This is a genomic window from Acinetobacter kanungonis, assembly GCF_009939195.1.
Lineage (GTDB): Bacteria > Pseudomonadota > Gammaproteobacteria > Pseudomonadales > Moraxellaceae > Acinetobacter > Acinetobacter kanungonis.
Window position 1 is genome coordinate 221,137 of record NZ_JAACKC010000005.1, and the last position, 16,727, is coordinate 237,863.

16 protein-coding genes are annotated in these 16,727 nt (G+C 39.5%); 9 read left to right on the forward strand and 7 right to left on the reverse strand.

The genetic code is table 11. The features are described from left to right. Positions 1 to 39: 39 nt before the first annotated feature. From GWK51_RS11880 to GWK51_RS11890, 3 genes are all read left to right on the forward strand, one after another. Positions 40 to 708, forward strand: coding sequence for a YoaK family protein (locus tag GWK51_RS11880; protein ID WP_100240843.1), 669 nt, complete (start codon positions 40 to 42; stop codon positions 706 to 708). Positions 709 to 725: 17 nt separating this feature from the next. After that, complete coding sequence (locus GWK51_RS11885; protein ID WP_161933866.1) at positions 726 to 1,262, forward strand: DUF2058 domain-containing protein; 537 nt, start codon at positions 726 to 728, stop codon at positions 1,260 to 1,262. Between the two features lie 397 nt (positions 1,263 to 1,659). Beyond that, positions 1,660 to 2,946 (forward strand): mechanosensitive ion channel family protein, encoded by a 1,287-nt coding sequence (locus GWK51_RS11890; RefSeq protein ID WP_161933867.1) that lies wholly within the window; start codon positions 1,660 to 1,662, stop codon positions 2,944 to 2,946. Positions 2,947 to 3,031: 85 nt separating this feature from the next. On the opposite strand, the gene GWK51_RS11895 is transcribed toward GWK51_RS11890, so the two are convergent. The 4 genes from GWK51_RS11895 to GWK51_RS11910 form a co-directional block, all read right to left on the reverse strand. Then, positions 3,032 to 3,352 (reverse strand): hypothetical protein, encoded by a 321-nt coding sequence (locus tag GWK51_RS11895; protein ID WP_161933868.1) that lies wholly within the window; start codon positions 3,350 to 3,352, stop codon positions 3,032 to 3,034. 128 nt (positions 3,353 to 3,480) lie between these two features. After that, a complete protein-coding gene (locus tag GWK51_RS11900; protein ID WP_161933869.1) occupies positions 3,481 to 4,092 on the reverse strand; it encodes a LysE family translocator in 612 nt (203 codons plus the stop codon). 281 nt (positions 4,093 to 4,373) lie between these two features. Then, positions 4,374 to 4,568, reverse strand: a complete 195-nt coding sequence (locus GWK51_RS11905) for a hypothetical protein (RefSeq protein WP_158293813.1) — start codon at positions 4,566 to 4,568, stop codon at positions 4,374 to 4,376. A gap of 229 nt (positions 4,569 to 4,797) precedes the next feature. Next, entirely contained in the window at positions 4,798 to 5,025 is a 228-nt protein-coding gene (locus tag GWK51_RS11910) for a hypothetical protein (RefSeq protein WP_161933870.1), read from the reverse strand. A gap of 368 nt (positions 5,026 to 5,393) precedes the next feature. Between GWK51_RS11910 and GWK51_RS11915 the strand changes: the two genes are divergently transcribed. The 5 genes from GWK51_RS11915 to GWK51_RS11935 all read left to right on the forward strand — a co-directional run bounded on the left by GWK51_RS11915 (position 5,394) and on the right by GWK51_RS11935 (position 10,766). Next, positions 5,394 to 7,247 carry an ABC transporter ATP-binding protein gene (locus tag GWK51_RS11915; protein WP_161933871.1) on the forward strand — a complete coding sequence of 618 codons (1,854 nt, stop codon included), beginning with the start codon at positions 5,394 to 5,396 and terminating at the stop codon, positions 7,245 to 7,247. Beyond that, positions 7,247 to 7,693 carry a MaoC family dehydratase gene (locus GWK51_RS11920; RefSeq protein WP_161933872.1) on the forward strand — a complete coding sequence of 149 codons (447 nt, stop codon included), beginning with the start codon at positions 7,247 to 7,249 and terminating at the stop codon, positions 7,691 to 7,693. The genes GWK51_RS11915 and GWK51_RS11920 overlap by 1 nt, the downstream gene beginning before the upstream one ends. A gap of 150 nt (positions 7,694 to 7,843) precedes the next feature. Further along, positions 7,844 to 8,872, forward strand: a complete 1,029-nt coding sequence (locus GWK51_RS11925) for a helix-turn-helix domain-containing protein (RefSeq protein ID WP_142768709.1) — start codon at positions 7,844 to 7,846, stop codon at positions 8,870 to 8,872. A 69-nt stretch (positions 8,873 to 8,941) separates the two neighbouring features. Beyond that, on the forward strand, positions 8,942 to 9,316 hold the full coding sequence (gene gcvH, locus GWK51_RS11930) for a glycine cleavage system protein GcvH (protein ID WP_161933873.1): 375 nt from the start codon (positions 8,942 to 8,944) through the stop codon (positions 9,314 to 9,316). Between the two features lie 268 nt (positions 9,317 to 9,584). Then, positions 9,585 to 10,766: an MFS transporter gene (locus GWK51_RS11935; RefSeq protein WP_161933874.1), complete on the forward strand. Its 1,182-nt coding sequence runs from the start codon at positions 9,585 to 9,587 to the stop codon at positions 10,764 to 10,766. A 51-nt stretch (positions 10,767 to 10,817) separates the two neighbouring features. On the opposite strand, the gene GWK51_RS11940 is transcribed toward GWK51_RS11935, so the two are convergent. The 3 genes from GWK51_RS11940 to GWK51_RS11950 form a co-directional block, all read right to left on the reverse strand. After that, positions 10,818 to 11,864 (reverse strand): 3-deoxy-7-phosphoheptulonate synthase, encoded by a 1,047-nt coding sequence (locus GWK51_RS11940; protein WP_161933875.1) that lies wholly within the window; start codon positions 11,862 to 11,864, stop codon positions 10,818 to 10,820. 443 nt (positions 11,865 to 12,307) lie between these two features. Then, positions 12,308 to 13,450, reverse strand: a complete 1,143-nt coding sequence (locus GWK51_RS11945) for a fatty acid desaturase family protein (RefSeq protein WP_161933876.1) — start codon at positions 13,448 to 13,450, stop codon at positions 12,308 to 12,310. A 22-nt stretch (positions 13,451 to 13,472) separates the two neighbouring features. Then, positions 13,473 to 14,498 (reverse strand): flavin reductase family protein, encoded by a 1,026-nt coding sequence (locus GWK51_RS11950; RefSeq protein ID WP_161933877.1) that lies wholly within the window; start codon positions 14,496 to 14,498, stop codon positions 13,473 to 13,475. Positions 14,499 to 15,170: 672 nt separating this feature from the next. On the opposite strand from GWK51_RS11950, the gene GWK51_RS11955 reads away from it, so the two are divergent. Further along, positions 15,171 to 16,679 (forward strand): phospholipase D family protein, encoded by a 1,509-nt coding sequence (locus tag GWK51_RS11955; protein WP_235941137.1) that lies wholly within the window; start codon positions 15,171 to 15,173, stop codon positions 16,677 to 16,679. Positions 16,680 to 16,727 lie beyond the last annotated feature (48 nt).

The following is a 16,727-nucleotide window of genomic DNA, read 5'->3' on the forward strand; positions in this document are numbered from 1 at the left end:
ATAATAATTTAGACATTTCTTGGATGGTTGTATCACGATATGCCATTTCAAACTTTACCGTTTTGGATGCAACTCGGGGCATTCTTTCTTGCCATTAATGCGGGCATGATTAACGTACTCGGACTGGTGACTGTATTGCACCAGTCCGTTTCTCATATGACTGGGAATGTGAGTATGTTGTCGATGGCGCTAGTGCAATGGCAACCTGCAACAATTCTCTATCTAGTTCTAGTGATCCTGTGTTACGTGGCTGGGTCGTGCTATAGCGGACTGATTCTTGGAAATAGCAATTTCCAACTGGGACGCCGCTATGGTGTTCCACTGAGTCTAGTCGCCTTTTTCATTTTTATCTGTTGGTTGCTTTTGCCTTATTTGCCACGTTATGCGTTGTTATGGGCATGTGCTGCTATGGGTATTCAAAATGCCATGGTCAGTCACTACAAAGGCACCATTATTCGAACCACGCACCTTTCAGGTGTGTTAACTGACTTAGGACTGGCTTTAGGCTATCGACTGCGTGGCTTAAAAGTCGGACAAAAACGAATAATTTTACATTTACTCATTTTATTTGGCTTTCTAATTGGTGGATTGGTTGCAAGCCTGATTTATCCTTATTTAAAATTAGATGCCTATCTGATTCCTGTTGGTTTAAGTTGCTGCTTAAGTCTGGTGTACTGGATCATTTACTTTCAATATCGTCATCATTAACCCTTTCGGAATTTACTATGGTTAAAAATGCATTGCAGGCTCAGTTGCTCAAAGCGGGTCTGGTAGACAACAAAAAAGCGAAAAAACTGTCAAAACAGGCAGTGCATGAGCAACGTACAGGGCGAAATGACGATGCCGAGATCAAAGCTAAAATTGCCAAAGATCAACAAGCGAAGATGGAAAAAGACCATACGCTAGAGCAAGAAAAGAAAGCCATCTTGCAAGAAAAAGAGCTCAAAGCGGCCATCGTACAAATGATTCAACAGCACAAGATTAAAGATGCTGCGGGTGATGTTGCCTATCAATTTATTGATGAATCCAAAATCAAAAAAGTCTATTTACAACAGCAAGTCTACAATGCACTGGTGTCTGGTAGTTTAGTGATTGCCAAAGATCAAGAAAGTTATGCCTATTTGCCAAAAGCGCTAGCAGATCGTATTAATGAAAAAATGACAGGCTTCATCATTGTCAACAATTCTGAAAAGAATGAACAGGTCACTGATGAGGAAGATCCATATGCAGCTTATGTCATTCCAGATGATTTAATGTGGTAATCAAAAATGGCGTCTTTATGACGCCTTTTTTTTACTTTCTAAAAATTATATTTAGATCTGCAAGGTCGCTTTTAGCACTGCTTGACGTACATTCCCTTGTGAAACGGTTAAATTACTTATGCTTGCAGTGTAGTAAGTCGTATTGAAGATATTATTCAAGTTGAATTTGAAGTTAACATCGTGATGGAAAGCTCCATGATTTGTCCCCTCACATCGAACTCCAAGCCTTTAAAAGCCACTTCCCTTAAGGGCTGTAGAATCACCTTGATAGTTTATGTCCTTTCTAAATTCGTTAGCGATACACTCTTTAAAATGTTGCGAAAATGTTACTCAAAAAGTAGTCGACTCTGATATTTTATAAAATATCTATATTATTTTTTATACTCTGAGGTAGGTTTTGGAGCGACTCGCTTATCTTCAACATATTCTCGATTGGTCAGATCAATTCCCATGGCTGGATATGGTTCTTTCGATCTTACTTTTGCTTGCTATTGCATTTCTAACTAATTTTATTGCCAAAAAAATTGTTGTGCGGGGTATCCGTAAGCTGATTACAAAAATAAATTCAGCCAATAGTGATATTTTTGCTCAACACCATGTCATTCGCCGTATTGCCAATATTGTACCTGCAGTCGTTATCATGAACGGTATTGTGACTGTGCCTCACCTTTCAGTTAAAATTGTTAACTTGGTACAGATGGCATCACAGGCCTTTATCTTTCTTACCATTGCCCTTGCAATTGGTGAAAGTCTTAATATCTTCAATGCCTTATATCAGCGCAATCCAAAGTCTAGAAACAAACCGATTAAGGGTTATTTACAGCTAGTTAAGTTGGTGATTTTTGTTGTCTGCGGACTGATGATCTTAGGCACATTCTTAAAAAAAGATGTGTTTACCCTATTGGCAGGTTTTGGTGCCATGGCTGCGGTCCTCATGTTGGTGTTCCAAAATACCATTTTGTCCTTAGTAGCTTCGGTTCAGATTTCATCTTATGACATGGTACGCATTGGCGATTGGATCGAGATGCCGTCTTTGAATGCCGATGGTGATGTAATTGATATGTCGCTACACACCGTGACTGTTCAGAACTTCGATAAAACCTTCACCACCATTCCAACCAACAAGCTGGTGACCGATACCTTCAGAAACTGGCGTGGTATGGCTCAGGCAGGTGTACGTCGCATTAAACGTTCCATCTTTATTGATCAAAGTAGTGTTCATTTCATGAGTAATGATGAACAGAAGAAATTAAAAGATTTTTTACTTTTAGATCAGTATTTAGATACCAAACAAGAAGAACTGGAAGAGTTTAATTTACAACTCTCGAATCAAGCGATTTATAACCAGCGCCGCTTAACCAACTTGGGTACTTTTCGCGCCTATGTCGAGTTCTATCTAAAGCAACATCATGGTATTTCTCAACATCAAACCATTATGGTGCGCCAGCTTCAACCAACCAGCGAAGGTCTACCACTGGAAATTTATTGCTTCGCGAACACAACTGTCTGGAAAGACTATGAAGCCATTCAAGCGGATATTTTTGATCATCTGATTGCGATTTTACCTGAATTTGGTTTGAGAATTTATCAAGCCCCTTCTGGTTCAGACATGAAAATACTGGCACAGCATACAGCGCAGGCTACGCATGACTATCATGTAGAACGCTCCACCTCGCATAGTTAAATTAAAAAATCCCCTCGCTTTGAGGGGATTTTTATATCTAAGTATTGTCACAAATATTTCTATCTTCGTTAAGCGATGACACCATTCATTCACTAACCGCTGCATGCTCACAATAATCAAAATACTCTAATTTAAAGCTTTGTACGGCTTGTTGCTTTTGAATGTCATTTGGAAGTATCGGTAGATCGTAAGCATCCTCTACGATGGCTTCATATAAGTCCCGTGCTCCATCATCGTATTCAAGTGCAATTTGTTTTTGAGCAAGCAGTGGCACTTCATCCTGTCGTTCTTGCATTACATTGCCTGCGACAATTGCAATGGCTTCGCATAGGCTGATATTGTCCTGCATAGAGGCACATAAGGTTCCAGAATACAAAAAGCAGCAACACATTATAATTTTTTTCATAATGCACCTGTTTTATATGCTTTAGGTCTATTTTAAGCGCCAAAATGCGAAGCTGTTGTAATTTCTTGTTGGACTCAACTTGAAAATGAGCCCTTTTTTAATCATCACCACTTTAGTACAAACAAGACTTAGCGTTTACTTAAAACCAGCTTCAGTGCAAATAACAAGAAAATTGCACCTGTAATTTGGTCTAAGCGTTTGACGATTCTAGGCTGTTTTAAAAACTTAGAGATAGGTTGCATCATAAAAATCAGGACTGTAGACCACAGGAATCCTAATACAACGTGAATGGCAACCAGCCCCATAATCCACAAGAATGGGTTTACAGCACTTGGAATGAACTGCGGCAAGAAGGTCACATAAAACAAACCAACTTTAGGATTCAAGATATTGCAGAAAAACCCCTTTAAAAACCAATTGGTTGTACTTTGAACATCAATTTTATTATCTAAACTGCTGCGCGGTTTAATTAACAATTGTAAACCGAGCCATGCCAAATAAGCGGCACCCACCCACTTTAATAAATTAAAGGCAAGTTCGGATGTCGCAAGAAGCGCGCCTAAACCACAAGCAACAATTACCCCCCAAATAATGCAGCCAAAGTTAATCCCCAAAGCCGTTTGAAAAGCCTTTTGACGATTCTCAACCGTTGCCGTGCGGATAATCAGCGTGGTATCAAGACCAGGTGTAATGGTCAAAATAATGATCGCGATGGTATAAGGTATAAGTATTTCGAGCATGGCTGACTCATTTTCTTGAAGAAAACATATGTTGAATAGATTAATATGTTTCAACCCATACAAGAAAGTTCATATACAAAAAAATTGATTAAAAACTGACTTGAATAAGATTTTAGGGACAGTCGTGCTGCTCATGAAGCGCTTAGTACTACAAAGTTGCTTAAATCTTTCTTAAGACAAGAAATTTATGGCGATGGCAAATGCCGAAATGTTTAAGGTCTACCAAAGTAGACCTTAATAGATGATTCTTGAAAATCTAATAGGAATAGTGCTTGGAAATATTAATGTGAATTTTTTACTTCCCATACTGAAGTCACATCAGCGCCATCTATGACAAAATCAACGACTAAACCGTCAATTGGTAAGTTACTCGGATCATTCCACTGCTCCACCGCAAAATAATACCACTCACCACATTCATCTCGAATCATACCCAATTGAGTTTGGGAATCGTACCGTTCTACACATCCGCGCATATTGTCACCTTTATTATTCATTCAATTATTTAAGTTAACAATTACAGGTTCTTAACAACTTAAACTTGCCTGTATCGATAAAAATATTATCATTTTTTTTAGAAAAAACACGATTTTTTTATAACCGATATCACATTTTTTATTCTTTTAAACAACTATTCCTGTTCAAGGCATGACTGTCAAAGAGCAGTATGCCTTTTTCACCCTATTTGTAGTCAATGTTGATCACTCATCCCACTTGGAAATAGTGCTTATCTGTCACCAAGGTAATTTTAAGCTTTTTATAATATCTGCTCAGTGGCTCATCTTTGCCTTTAATAATTTGATCGGCAAATTTGTCATCTTGCATCAACATGGCATAAGTTTTATAACCAAAAATTAGACAGCTTGGTATTTTTCCACTTTGGATAAATTCTTCAATCAACTTATTTATTTTCTTAACTGATAAATCGTTCATATGCTTTTAAAGTCTCAGATTTGGCTTACTTTTTTTATAATTTAGAAATGTGACAAGTGTATGAAGTTTTTTTAGAAACCATGTTTATGTTGTAAAAAAAGGATTAAGCGTACCGGTGTTTGATCAAAAATCCTTAACAAACTTAAGCAGGTCGTTTAAATCCAAAATATGAAAAACTTTTTGAGAATCAGTAGATGAGAGTTTCACATGTTAAACTTGTCATCTGAGAAAATTGTGCATGATTTTCATCTTTGCGTACGATGCTGACCAAGATACAGTTTCATGCTTTTTTATTTAAATATTTCATATATCTTATTGTAATTCTAATACTTTAAAATATAGCAACTTTACCAAGAGGTGAATATCAAATGCTTAGATGGTTTGAAAAGCGTGTAGATCCTTATCCCAGCAAAGGTTTGAATGATCCACTGCCAACAACTTTCTTTGCATTTGTTTGGCGTGCATCTAAAGGCGTTCGGCCGTATTTACTAATTTTGGTGCTATGTACTGCTGGTGCAGCCAGTTTTGAAGCATTGCTCTACGCCAAAATTGGAGATTTGGTCAACTGGCTTAGTAAAAGCCACCCTGATACTTTTTTGGCTGAACATCGCCAAAATTTAATCTTGCTGAGCATGATCTTACTGGCAAATATCTTTTTTGCGAACTTTCAGTCCATCATTAAACATCAAATTTTGTTTAGTAGCTTCCCAATGCGATTACGCTGGAAGTTTCACAATCTTTTGCTCCAGCAAAGCCTAGATTTTTTCCATAATGATTTCGCAGGACGACTATCTGCCAAAGTGATGCAAACTGCGCTTGCCGTGCGTGAATTCTGGATGATTCTGGGTGACATGTTAGCTTATGTGCTGATTTACTTTTTTACGGTCAGTATTGTACTCGGCTCAATTTCGCCATTTCTAATCATTCCTTTATTGGTGTGGCTTGCTCTATTTTTACTTGCGGCATGGTTTTTCATTCCACGACTCAGCAAAATTTCAAATGAACAGGCAGATGCTCGTGCGGTAATGACGGGTCGTGTGACCGATGCCTATACCAATATTCAAACCGTAAAGCTGTTTGCCCATGCTGGTCGCGAAAGTCAGTACGCCAAATCATCCATGCAAGAGTTTATGCGTACGGTGTATAAGCAAATGCGTTTGGGTTCAGGCTATGAAATGAGCATTAATTCACTCAGTATTGTACTTTATGCTGGCGTGCTGGGTACGGCATTATGGCTTTGGATTGAAGGTCGTGCAGAACTGGGCATCATTGCGGCAACCACCGCAATGATTTTAAAACTCAACAGTATTGCAGAATTTATGATGTGGCAAACGTCTGCTTTATTTGAAAATGTCGGCACCATTCAGGATGGCATGAAAACTTTAGGGCGCCCAATCAGCATTCAAGACAAGCCCAATGCCACCACTTTGGAAGTGAAACATGGCGAGATTAAGTTTGAAGATGTCTGCTTTGCTTACAATGAAAAAAATGTCATCGATCACTTTAACTTAACCATTCGCCCAGGTGAAAAAATTGGAATTGTGGGACGTTCAGGTGCAGGTAAATCGACCCTGATTCAGCTGTTATTGCACTTTTACAGCATTAACCAAGGTCGTATTTTAATTGATGGGCAAGATATACAAGATGTCACCCAAGACAGTTTGCGTAAAAGCATTGCCCTTGTTACCCAAGATACATCACTGCTGCATCGTACCGTTGCGGAAAATATTAAGTACGGACGTCCCGATGCCAGCGATGCAGAAATGTTTGAAGCCGTGCGTAAAGCCAAAGCTGAAGACTTTATTCCGCAACTCTCAGACCTACGTGGTCGTAAAGGCTACGAAGCCTATGTCGGTGAACGTGGCGTTAAGCTTTCAGGTGGACAACGACAACGTATCGCGATTGCTCGTGTCTTCTTAAAAGATGCACCTATTCTTATTTTAGATGAAGCGACCAGCGCCTTAGACTCTGAGGTTGAAGCGGCAATTCAATCAAGTCTAGATGATTTAATGCAAGATAAAACTGTCATTGCGATTGCACATCGACTTTCGACCATTGCGCAAATGGATCGTTTAATTGTGCTCGATCAAGGACGAATTGCGGAACAAGGCACACACGATAAACTGGTCGCCTTAAATGGTATTTACGCTCAGTTATGGCAACGCCAAACAGGTGGTTTTTTAATTGAACAACAGCAAATAAACAAAAAGGATAGTGCTTAATGTTGTATTTGGAAGATCTACAGGTCGGAGACCGTTTTGTAAGCCGTGCTTATGAAATGACTTTAGATGAAATCAAGCAATTCGCACAGCAATTTGACCCGCAGCCTTTTCATACCGATGAAGTTAAAGCTGCTCAACACCCTATTTTTAAGGGCATGGCTGCTAGCGGATGGCATACTTCAGCCGTAACCATGCGCTTATGGACAGAATGTTTTCCTGTTGCATATGGTTTAATTGGCTCAGAAGCCCAAGTCCGTTGGCCTAGACCTACCCGTGTCGGCGATCAAATTCATGTTGAAGTTGAAATTACCGAGATTAAACCCTCCAAATCCAAACCCGATCGAGCAATTGTGACTTATACAACTGAAACCTTAAATCAACATGGTGAAGTAGTGCTGCTTGGGAATACCAAAATTCTGGTGTTTAGTAAAAGTTATCAACCCTAAATATAATCTTTCAGGATTCTAAAACCATGCGTGGTTTTAGAATCACCTTTGTTCGGTTTGTCGAACAATTTATCAGGCACGTGCTTCTGTTTCATGCCAATATAAAAAACTGACTTGATATAACAACATTAAACGTGCAATGGATCGCGCATGAATACTATTTCGTCTAGACAAGACCAAGGAATTCCAGGGGTCTATGGTCTGTTACTTTTAGATGTCGTATCTCGGTGGGGATATACAGCTGATACCTTATTTGCTCCATTTCAGCTAGATAGTGAAAAATTAGCTGAACCCGATTTTAGAATTTCTACTCCCGTAGCCAATGCTTTAATTCAACATGCCAAAAGCTTAACGGGTGAATCGACGCTGGGCTATCATTTAGGTACGCAAATGCGTATCTCCATTCATGGCTTTATCGGTTATGCCATTATGACGGCGCATGACATTAGCGATGCTTTGGTACTGGCAAACCGTTTTGTGCAATTGCGATTACCTTTCTTACAAATCTACTTTTCTACCTTTGCTGAAAAAGCCACTTTGCAGCTCCGAAGTGATGTCACCATAGAACCCTTGCGTTCAGAAATTTGTATTGCTTTGACCATTGGTATTATTTCCATGGCGAAAGCCATTACGGGTGTAACGGATTTAGGTGGTGAGATAGACTTTGATTTTCCGCAACCTGAAGGCTTTGAACGCTATATTACCAAGTTCCCGAATCATCAATTTCGCTTTGACCAACCGCACTTGTTAATGAGTTTTGATAAGAAATATTTGGCGCTGAAAATGGTCAATGCCGACCCGATTGCCAGCCAAATTGCCATTAATCAATGTGAAGCTGAACTTTCAGCTTTAGGTGAGCGCAGACGGCTTTCTATGGCAGTTCGAGACATTTTGACCCACTCGGAGCAGCATTATTTAAGCATCGAGCATGTTGCCTATCGTCTGCATATGTCAGACCGAACCTTAAAGCGCCAGCTTGCGACCGAAGGCACTTCCTTTTCAACTATTGTCGATGAAGTCCGTTATCGGCATGCAACCTCATTACTCTCTCGAACCGATTACACGCTTGAACAAATTGCAGATGAATTAGGCTATAGTGATGTAGCGAATTTCAGTCGTGCGTTTAAACGCTGGAGTGGACGCAGTCCAAGTAATTGGCGTAAAGATCCGTACCTATAAGCCTTTTGTTTTGCTGTAAAAACCTGTATAAAGCATGACAAAAATAAATGAATACTTTGAGGAGTCATCATGAATCATCCTTCAGATTTGAAGTATGCGAGCACGCATGAATGGGTGAAAATTGAAGGTGATCTTGTTGTAACTGGGATTTCAGACCATGCGCAGGATGCCTTAGGCGATTTAGTTTATGTAGAAATGCCAGAAGTAGGTCAGCAAATTACAGCTGGCGAACAGGCTGGCGTGGTTGAATCAGTGAAAACTGCTTCTGATATTCATGCTCCTGTTTCAGGTGTAGTGGTTGAAGTAAACACTGCACTTGAAGATGACCCTGACTTTGTTAATGATGAGCCATACGGCAAAGGCTGGATCTATAAAATCAAGCCAAATAATCTTGATGATGTGAATGCATTATTATCAAGTGCGGACTATGAAGCGGGTCTATAAGCCCTTTATACGTTCCTAAACAGAAAAAAATCAGCCTTAAGGCTGATTTTTTTCATGCTTTAAATTTATATAATGATCAAAATGTGAGAATAAAGGTTTTAAAACTGCATTTTTGCTAATGTAATTTTTACAAAATATCAGTTTACTTTATTTATCCACTGTAATTGTTTATGATATGAGCACATCTTCATGACCTTGATACCCACAGGGAATACATAAAAAGTGATAACAGCATTGTCATGATTCCCTTTTTCGTTCTAGGTTAACTATGTCGCAATCAACTTCTGTTCAACTATGGAATAAGTCTTTTATTCTATGTTTGGCCAATAATTTATTTTTATTCGTCTTTTATTTTGCCCAAACCACCATCTTACCCATCTATATTTTAAAAGACTTGCACGGCAGTCTGGCTCAAGCAGGGCTTGCCATGACCTTATTCATGGCATCATCTATTGCAGTGCGTCCGTTTAGTGGGCTCATCATAGAAAAATTTGGTCGAAAGAAAACTCTTTTTGTTTCCGAGTTTTTATTTTGTCTATTTTCAGTTGCCTATATCTTTGCTGATAACTTACAAGTCTTGCTCTGGTTAAGGTTTTTGCACGGCATCTGGTTCAGTATTTTAACCACCGTGACCGTTCCTATTGCTAATGAATTTATTCCAGATTCTCGTCGTGGCGAAGGCATGGGTTATTTTGTAATGTCAGTCAATTTGGGTATTGTCTTGGGGCCCTTAATTGGACTGTCTTTAATTCAGCCTCTCTCTTATGCGCTGGTCGCGACGATTCTAGCCGCTATTGTCTGCCTTGGTTTTGTGTTTTGTTTCTTAATTCCGATTCGTACGGCAGTTACACCGAAAGATACTCAAGCAAAGAAACGCTTAACCGTGCATGATTTTATCGAGAAAAAAGCCTTGCCTGTTTCAGTCATGGCGATGCTGGTGTCTTTTGCTTATGCCAGCATTATGTCCTTTATCTCGACTTATGCATCCTCAAAAAACTTATTGGCATATGCCAGTCTGTTCTTTATCGTATTTGCTATTTCGATGATGAGCCTACGCCCCTTCACAGGCAAAATTTATGACCGCAAAGGTCCTTGTTATGTGATTTATCCCGCCTTGGCTTTATTTTCACTGGGTTTAATTATCCTTAGCCAAATTGATAGTTTAATCGGATTTATGTTTGCAGCAGTTCTGATTGGGATGGGATTTGGGTCGGTACAACCGTGTTTACAAACACTTGCCATTCAACGCGCAGAACCACAGCGTATTGGTCATGCAACCTCAACCTTTTTCACCTTTTACGATTTAGGAATTGCTTTAGGTTCAATTCTCTTAGGTATTTTAATTACCGCACAAGGCTATAGCGTGTCTTATATCCTATGTGCCGTGATTGTATTGCTGAGCCTTATCTTTTATAAATTTTGTGTAAGCGCATCACCAAAAGTAAGATAAAAATAAAGCCCCTTTTCAGGGGCTTAGAACGAGCAATTTCACAATTACATTTTAGTGTTGCTGTGCTTTCAACTGCGCAGCCGCTTCCAACAAGAGTTGTTCTGTTTTTTCCCAACCAATACAACCATCAGTTACAGATTGTCCGTAGATAATGTCACAAGAAATCTTTTGATTGCCTTCAACCAAATGACTTTCCAGCATGACACCACGTACTTGAGTTTCTGCACGTTCCTTCACAATTTGGCGTAGCACCGCTGGCTGTAATGCAGGATTCTTGCTGCTATTGCCATGGCTACAATCAATCACAAGCGCAGGCAAATCCCCTTTTACTTTTGCTTTGATTTTGCTGATTTCTTCAGCCTGATAGTTCGGACCTGTATTTGAACCACGTAAAATCAAATGTGCCAGTGGATTGCCATGTGATTGCAACACGCAAGGTAGACCCGATTGGCTCATGCCCAAGAATTGATGCACATTTGACGCAGATTGAATGGCATCCAGTGCAATTTGGATTGAACCATCTGTCCCATTTTTAAAACCAATGCTGTACGGCATTTGGCTTGCAATTTCACGATGAATTTGTGATTCGCTGGTACGTGCACCAATTGCTCCCCAAGCCAGTAAATCATCAAAGTAAGCCGTTGCCATTGGACTTAAAATCTCGCTCGCAATCGGCAAACCCATTTCAATAATATGAAGATACAGTTGGCGTGACTGTTCTAAGCCCGCTTGTAAATCTGATGATCCATCTAGATCAGGATCATACATAAAGCCTTTCCAGCCTACTGTTGTACGTGGCTTTTCAATATAAGCACGCATTACCAAAAAAATTTGATCAGAAACTTGCGCTTGTAAGTGTTGTAATTTTTGCGCGTATTCCAAAGCAGCAACAGGATCATGAATAGAGCAAGGTCCAGTAATGACCAAAAGACGTTGATCTGTACCAGCCAGAATGTTTTGAATAGTTTGACGATGTTCGGCAATCTGAGCCGCAAGTGACGCAGAAAGAGGAAGTTGTGCTTTGAGTTGCTGAGGCAAACTCAATAGTGTTTCTTGTGAAGTCGGTTGATGTTGTAGTGCAGTATTTAGAGCGTTCATCGGTTTTTTCCTTTGGACTGTTGAATCAGTCCGATCTTTTATTTGTGCGTTTTGGGTCTACGGGACGATAAGGATTGAGTCATAAACTGACTAAAGTAAAACCAATAACCGTTGCTAAAATATGAAGTGTTAAATGCGTACATGAGAATCTCCTAAAAAAATTATAAAAAACAAAGCATAAAAAAACCTGACCGGGGTTGCCGATCAGGTATTAACTGGTGGGCAACCTTTATTTTGCCCAAACGCGTTCAGGCAATTATCTAAACTGCCAGAAATAAAAATAAGCGTTTGTGATTAAAGGTTGCTTTAACATCTTTGTTTCATCAAAAAAGTATCTGAAAATAAAAATACGCTTTATTCCCACGTTTGACAACCTTTATTTTACGAAAAATAGTTATGCCTAAAGTAACTTTTACTTATCAATCAACTATGTGATCTACAGCTTAAACCCAGCGCTGCGCAAACTTTTTCCAGCTTTTTTTCAATTCGGCTTTCCAGTCATTGGGTAAAGAACATTTGGCAAGTCGAACCCATACACTGGCAAATTGTCGCGTAAAACTGGCTTCGTTGTAATGGATGCCATACTCTGCACATAACGCTTTAATTTTGGGTGCGACTTCTGCATAACGGTTGGCTGGCATGTCTGGGAACAAATGGTGTTCAATTTGATGGCTTAAATTTCCACTGAGAATATGCAACCACTGTGTGCCAGTGAAATTGCTCGAACCTCGAATTTGGCGTAAATACCACTCTGCACGGGTTTCATTTTCGGTATTGTCTAGCTCAAAGGTTTCCGCATCTTCAGTGAAATGCCCATTAAAAATCACAGCTGAAGCCCATAAGCTCCGGATAATATTGGCGACTGCATTTCCAGCAAAAGCTGGAATGGCATTCGGTCCTGCAATTAAGGGAAAGAACACATAATCTTTAACCACCTGTCGCTTCACTTTCTTTCGTAATTTGACTGCATCCTGCCAAACTTGACCCCATGTTTTGGTTTTATACACCAACACATCTTCCAGATGTAAATTCTGTACGCCCACATACCACTCAAAGAAAACCATTAACTGGATGGCAAGTGGAATATTGAATAAAAATCGGGGTTCCCACAGCTGACTTTCACTGACACGAATCAAACCATAGCCCACATCATGGTCCTTACCAACAATATTGGTATAAGTATGGTGTACATAATTGTGGGTATATTTCCAGTCATCACCTGTGGCAATGGTGTCCCAGTCATAGTTTGCACCGTTTAGGCTCGGGTCGTTCAACCAGTCAAATTGACCATGCATGACGTTATGCCCCAACTCCATGTTTTCGACAATTTTGGAGATGCCTAATAATCCTGTCCCCATTAGCCACACAGGCGGCAGCCAACCTGCAAACATCAACATGCCGCGAGAAGCAATTTCACTATAACGGACAAAATTTCGGATTTTGTAGATATACGCAGCATCTTGTTCGCCCAAACTTTGCATTGTTTCGCGGCGAATGGCTTCGACCTTGACGCCAAAGGATTGAATTTCTTCATCACTTAAATAGCGTGATTTACTGCTGCTTTGAAAATTTACGGGTTTATTCATTTTATTTGTCCCTATTTAACACTTATAAATTAATGACTACAGGGCTAATTGCCTGTGAAATGCAGAGTTTGATTTGAGTATTGCTCTGCTCATCCACTTCCCCCGTAAGCACATTGCGTACCTCACCCTGAACTTTGGTGCACGAGCACGTATTGCAAATACCCATGCGACAACCGTGGGCAGGTTTAAGCCCAGCTTTTTCTGCACTTTCGAGCAAATTGGTATCAGCGAAAAACTCTTGCTGGGCACGTAAAAATGTTACGGGCTGTGCTTCAAGGGTTTCATCAATCTTAATTTGAAAAAATTCTGTCTTGAGCAAATGCGAAATACTGTGATCTGCATAAAGCTGTTGCACACTTTGCATCATTTTGTGTGCACCACATGCATAACACTCACGATGCTGATAGTCTGGTACGAATTGCTGTAGTAATGTCTCGGTTAAGTGCTGTGAATTTTGCAAGGTATTGAAAGGATGGTATTTAAACTGTGGATATTGCGCAGTTAAAGCTTCTAGTTCTGTATGGTAAGCATTGTCACGATTAAAATACAGCAAATCGACAGGAGCATTTGTCGAAGTCAAAGCCTGTTTTAGCAAAGCATAAATCGCTGTAATCCCACTACCAGAGGCAAGGAAAAGCGTTGCTGTTCCTGAGTGCTGTTTCAACACAAACTTACCTTGAGCTTGTGAAATTTCGACGACTGCGCCCAAAGCAAGCTGAGTCACTGTATTGGATACTAATCCTTGTTGCTTAACCGCAATTAGTAAATCTCCATTGTCGAGGATTTCGACCAGGGAATAGCTACGCTGCTGCCGAACACCTGCGATCACAACCGTGAGCAGTAGGCTTTGCCCTGCCTGAGCTTGCTCATGTCTAAAGTTCTGATTTGGTCTTAGCTGTAATTGAAAAAAATCATCACTTATTGCTTTGCGCGCAATGAGCTGAGCTTTGACTTTTTTCCAAGCCCAAGTGGAATGAAGTTTTTCCGCGACAAAATCTACGAAATCTTCACGTACCCATTCAGGTTTATATTTCACATGATTTCCCATAATTGTACTCATCTGAATCAGTCTATATTTTTATACAACTGTCTTTTATTTCTGATTCAACAATAAATTTAACTGATTTCCTGCTCTATGTCAGATGAGGACAAAACATATCATTTGGCATTTATTATCATTTTCTGTCTAACAATATGTTAGTTTTTGCCAATCGAATTCATGTCCTTTATTTACGAGATATGAAAAACAAGAAGTTGCTGATGTTTGAAAATTGACGTGAGAACTTGTTGGAAACCTAAAATTGAAAGGACTGATGGACCTGTATCTCTAATCAAAAGCTTTATTCATTTTTCTAATACCCTGCCTAAATTTGCCGATACTGCAGAGAAAATACATTTAAGATGACTTCTATAAATAATGGTAGCCAGCCTACAATGGTATGAATCATTTAAATCGATACTTCATTTCTTAGTATTAAGGGCGTTATAACTTCAATTTTAATCGTTGAAAGTAAGCATGCTGATCTAAGCGTTACAAGCACTAAATTTCCTGCCATATGCAATCTTGCTGATCTCTATTTAACAGTTGCACTACAGTTGCCGCTTTTAAAACCTTAATTCAACCATAACAGCATGATAATATGTGCTTATATTGGTAATAATGAATTAGAACAACATGCAAAAAAATAACCGATACTTTTCCTTATTATTATGTGCAGGCATGGGGTCACTCACCGCATGTAGTCTCCCACCCAATCAGGCCAAGAAAGAGTCTGCCTCAGGCTACCATACGGAGCATTGGGTACAACGCCAAAATGTTGATGCTCAACTGCAACAGGGTCTGACTGCCTATTTAGCACTGGATGATGCCTTTATGAGCATTGCTTCACGTATTCATTTAATTCGTGAAGCAAAATATACGCTCGATTTGCAATATTATATTTGGGAGGATGATTCCCTCGGTCACATGATGCTATCGGAACTGTTAAAAGCAGCCGATCGTGGCGTGAAAGTACGTCTGATGATTGATGACCAAAACGGGACCAAATTAGATCCAATATTAGAAAAACTGGTCGCACATCCAAATTTCGAGATCAAACTTTATAATCCCTACAAATATCGGAATTTCCGAGTGATGGATTATGCCTTGCGATTGAAGCAAATTAATCATCGTATGCATAACAAGCTGATTATTGCTGATGGTGCTATAGCGGTCACTGGTGGACGTAATATCAGTCGTGAATATTTTGATGCAGGTGATGAATTCCAGTTTACCGATATGGACATCTTGTTCTTTGGCAATGCGGTAAAATCAGCCAATCAGATTTTTATTAATTTTTGGAACAATGATTTAAGCTATTCAGTGCAACAATTGATTGGCGTTGGTACGACTGCGGAACTCGATGAACTGCGTAAAGGTCATGCAATGAATGATCTGGAAAAAGATCAATTCAAAACCCGACTTGATTTTGCGCAAAAGCAAATTATGTCCCAGTTACGTGAACGTAAAGTGGAATGGGTAAAAGCACAGTTTATGGGCGACTACCCTGAAAAAACTTTGGGCAATATAGAACACGATAAGCTGCTCTATTCACAATTAAAACAGGCCATGGGTACACCAGAACAACATTTAGAATTGGTTTCCGCTTATTTTGTTCCTACCAAAGATGGAACCGCTTTTCTGAAAGATTTATCTCATCAAAATATAAAAATACGCGTCTTAACCAATGCTTACTTAGCCAATGATGTCGCATTAGTGCATGCCTTTTATCAAAAATATCGTAAAGACCTTTTAAGAAATGGCGTTCAGCTTTATGAGTTTAAGCCTGATATCGAGCGTAAACAGCGAACTTGGTATGAAGTATTAACTGGAAATGTCATTCCTGCCAAAGGGAAAAGTTCATCACGCTTACATGCCAAATTTTTTGACGTTGATGGGAAAGTCTTTATTGGTTCGTTTAACTTTGACCCGCGTTCTGTCAACTTAAATACAGAAGTAGGTTTAATGGTGGAATCTGATCCTTTACAAAATCGGGTCACGCATGCGCTGGATCGCTACTTGCCAGAGATTGCCTACGAGTTAAAATTGAATACTGAAGGTGAAATCATTTGGATTGAACATCATGCAAATGGGAAAACGACAACCTATGATGTAGACCCGCACACGACCAAATTCCAGCGCTTTGCCTTTAAAAGTTTGTCATATTTGCCAATTGAATGGATGATGTAATGCTTTTGTCATTACATCTATTTTTATCTTTAAGCTATTGTTATTTAT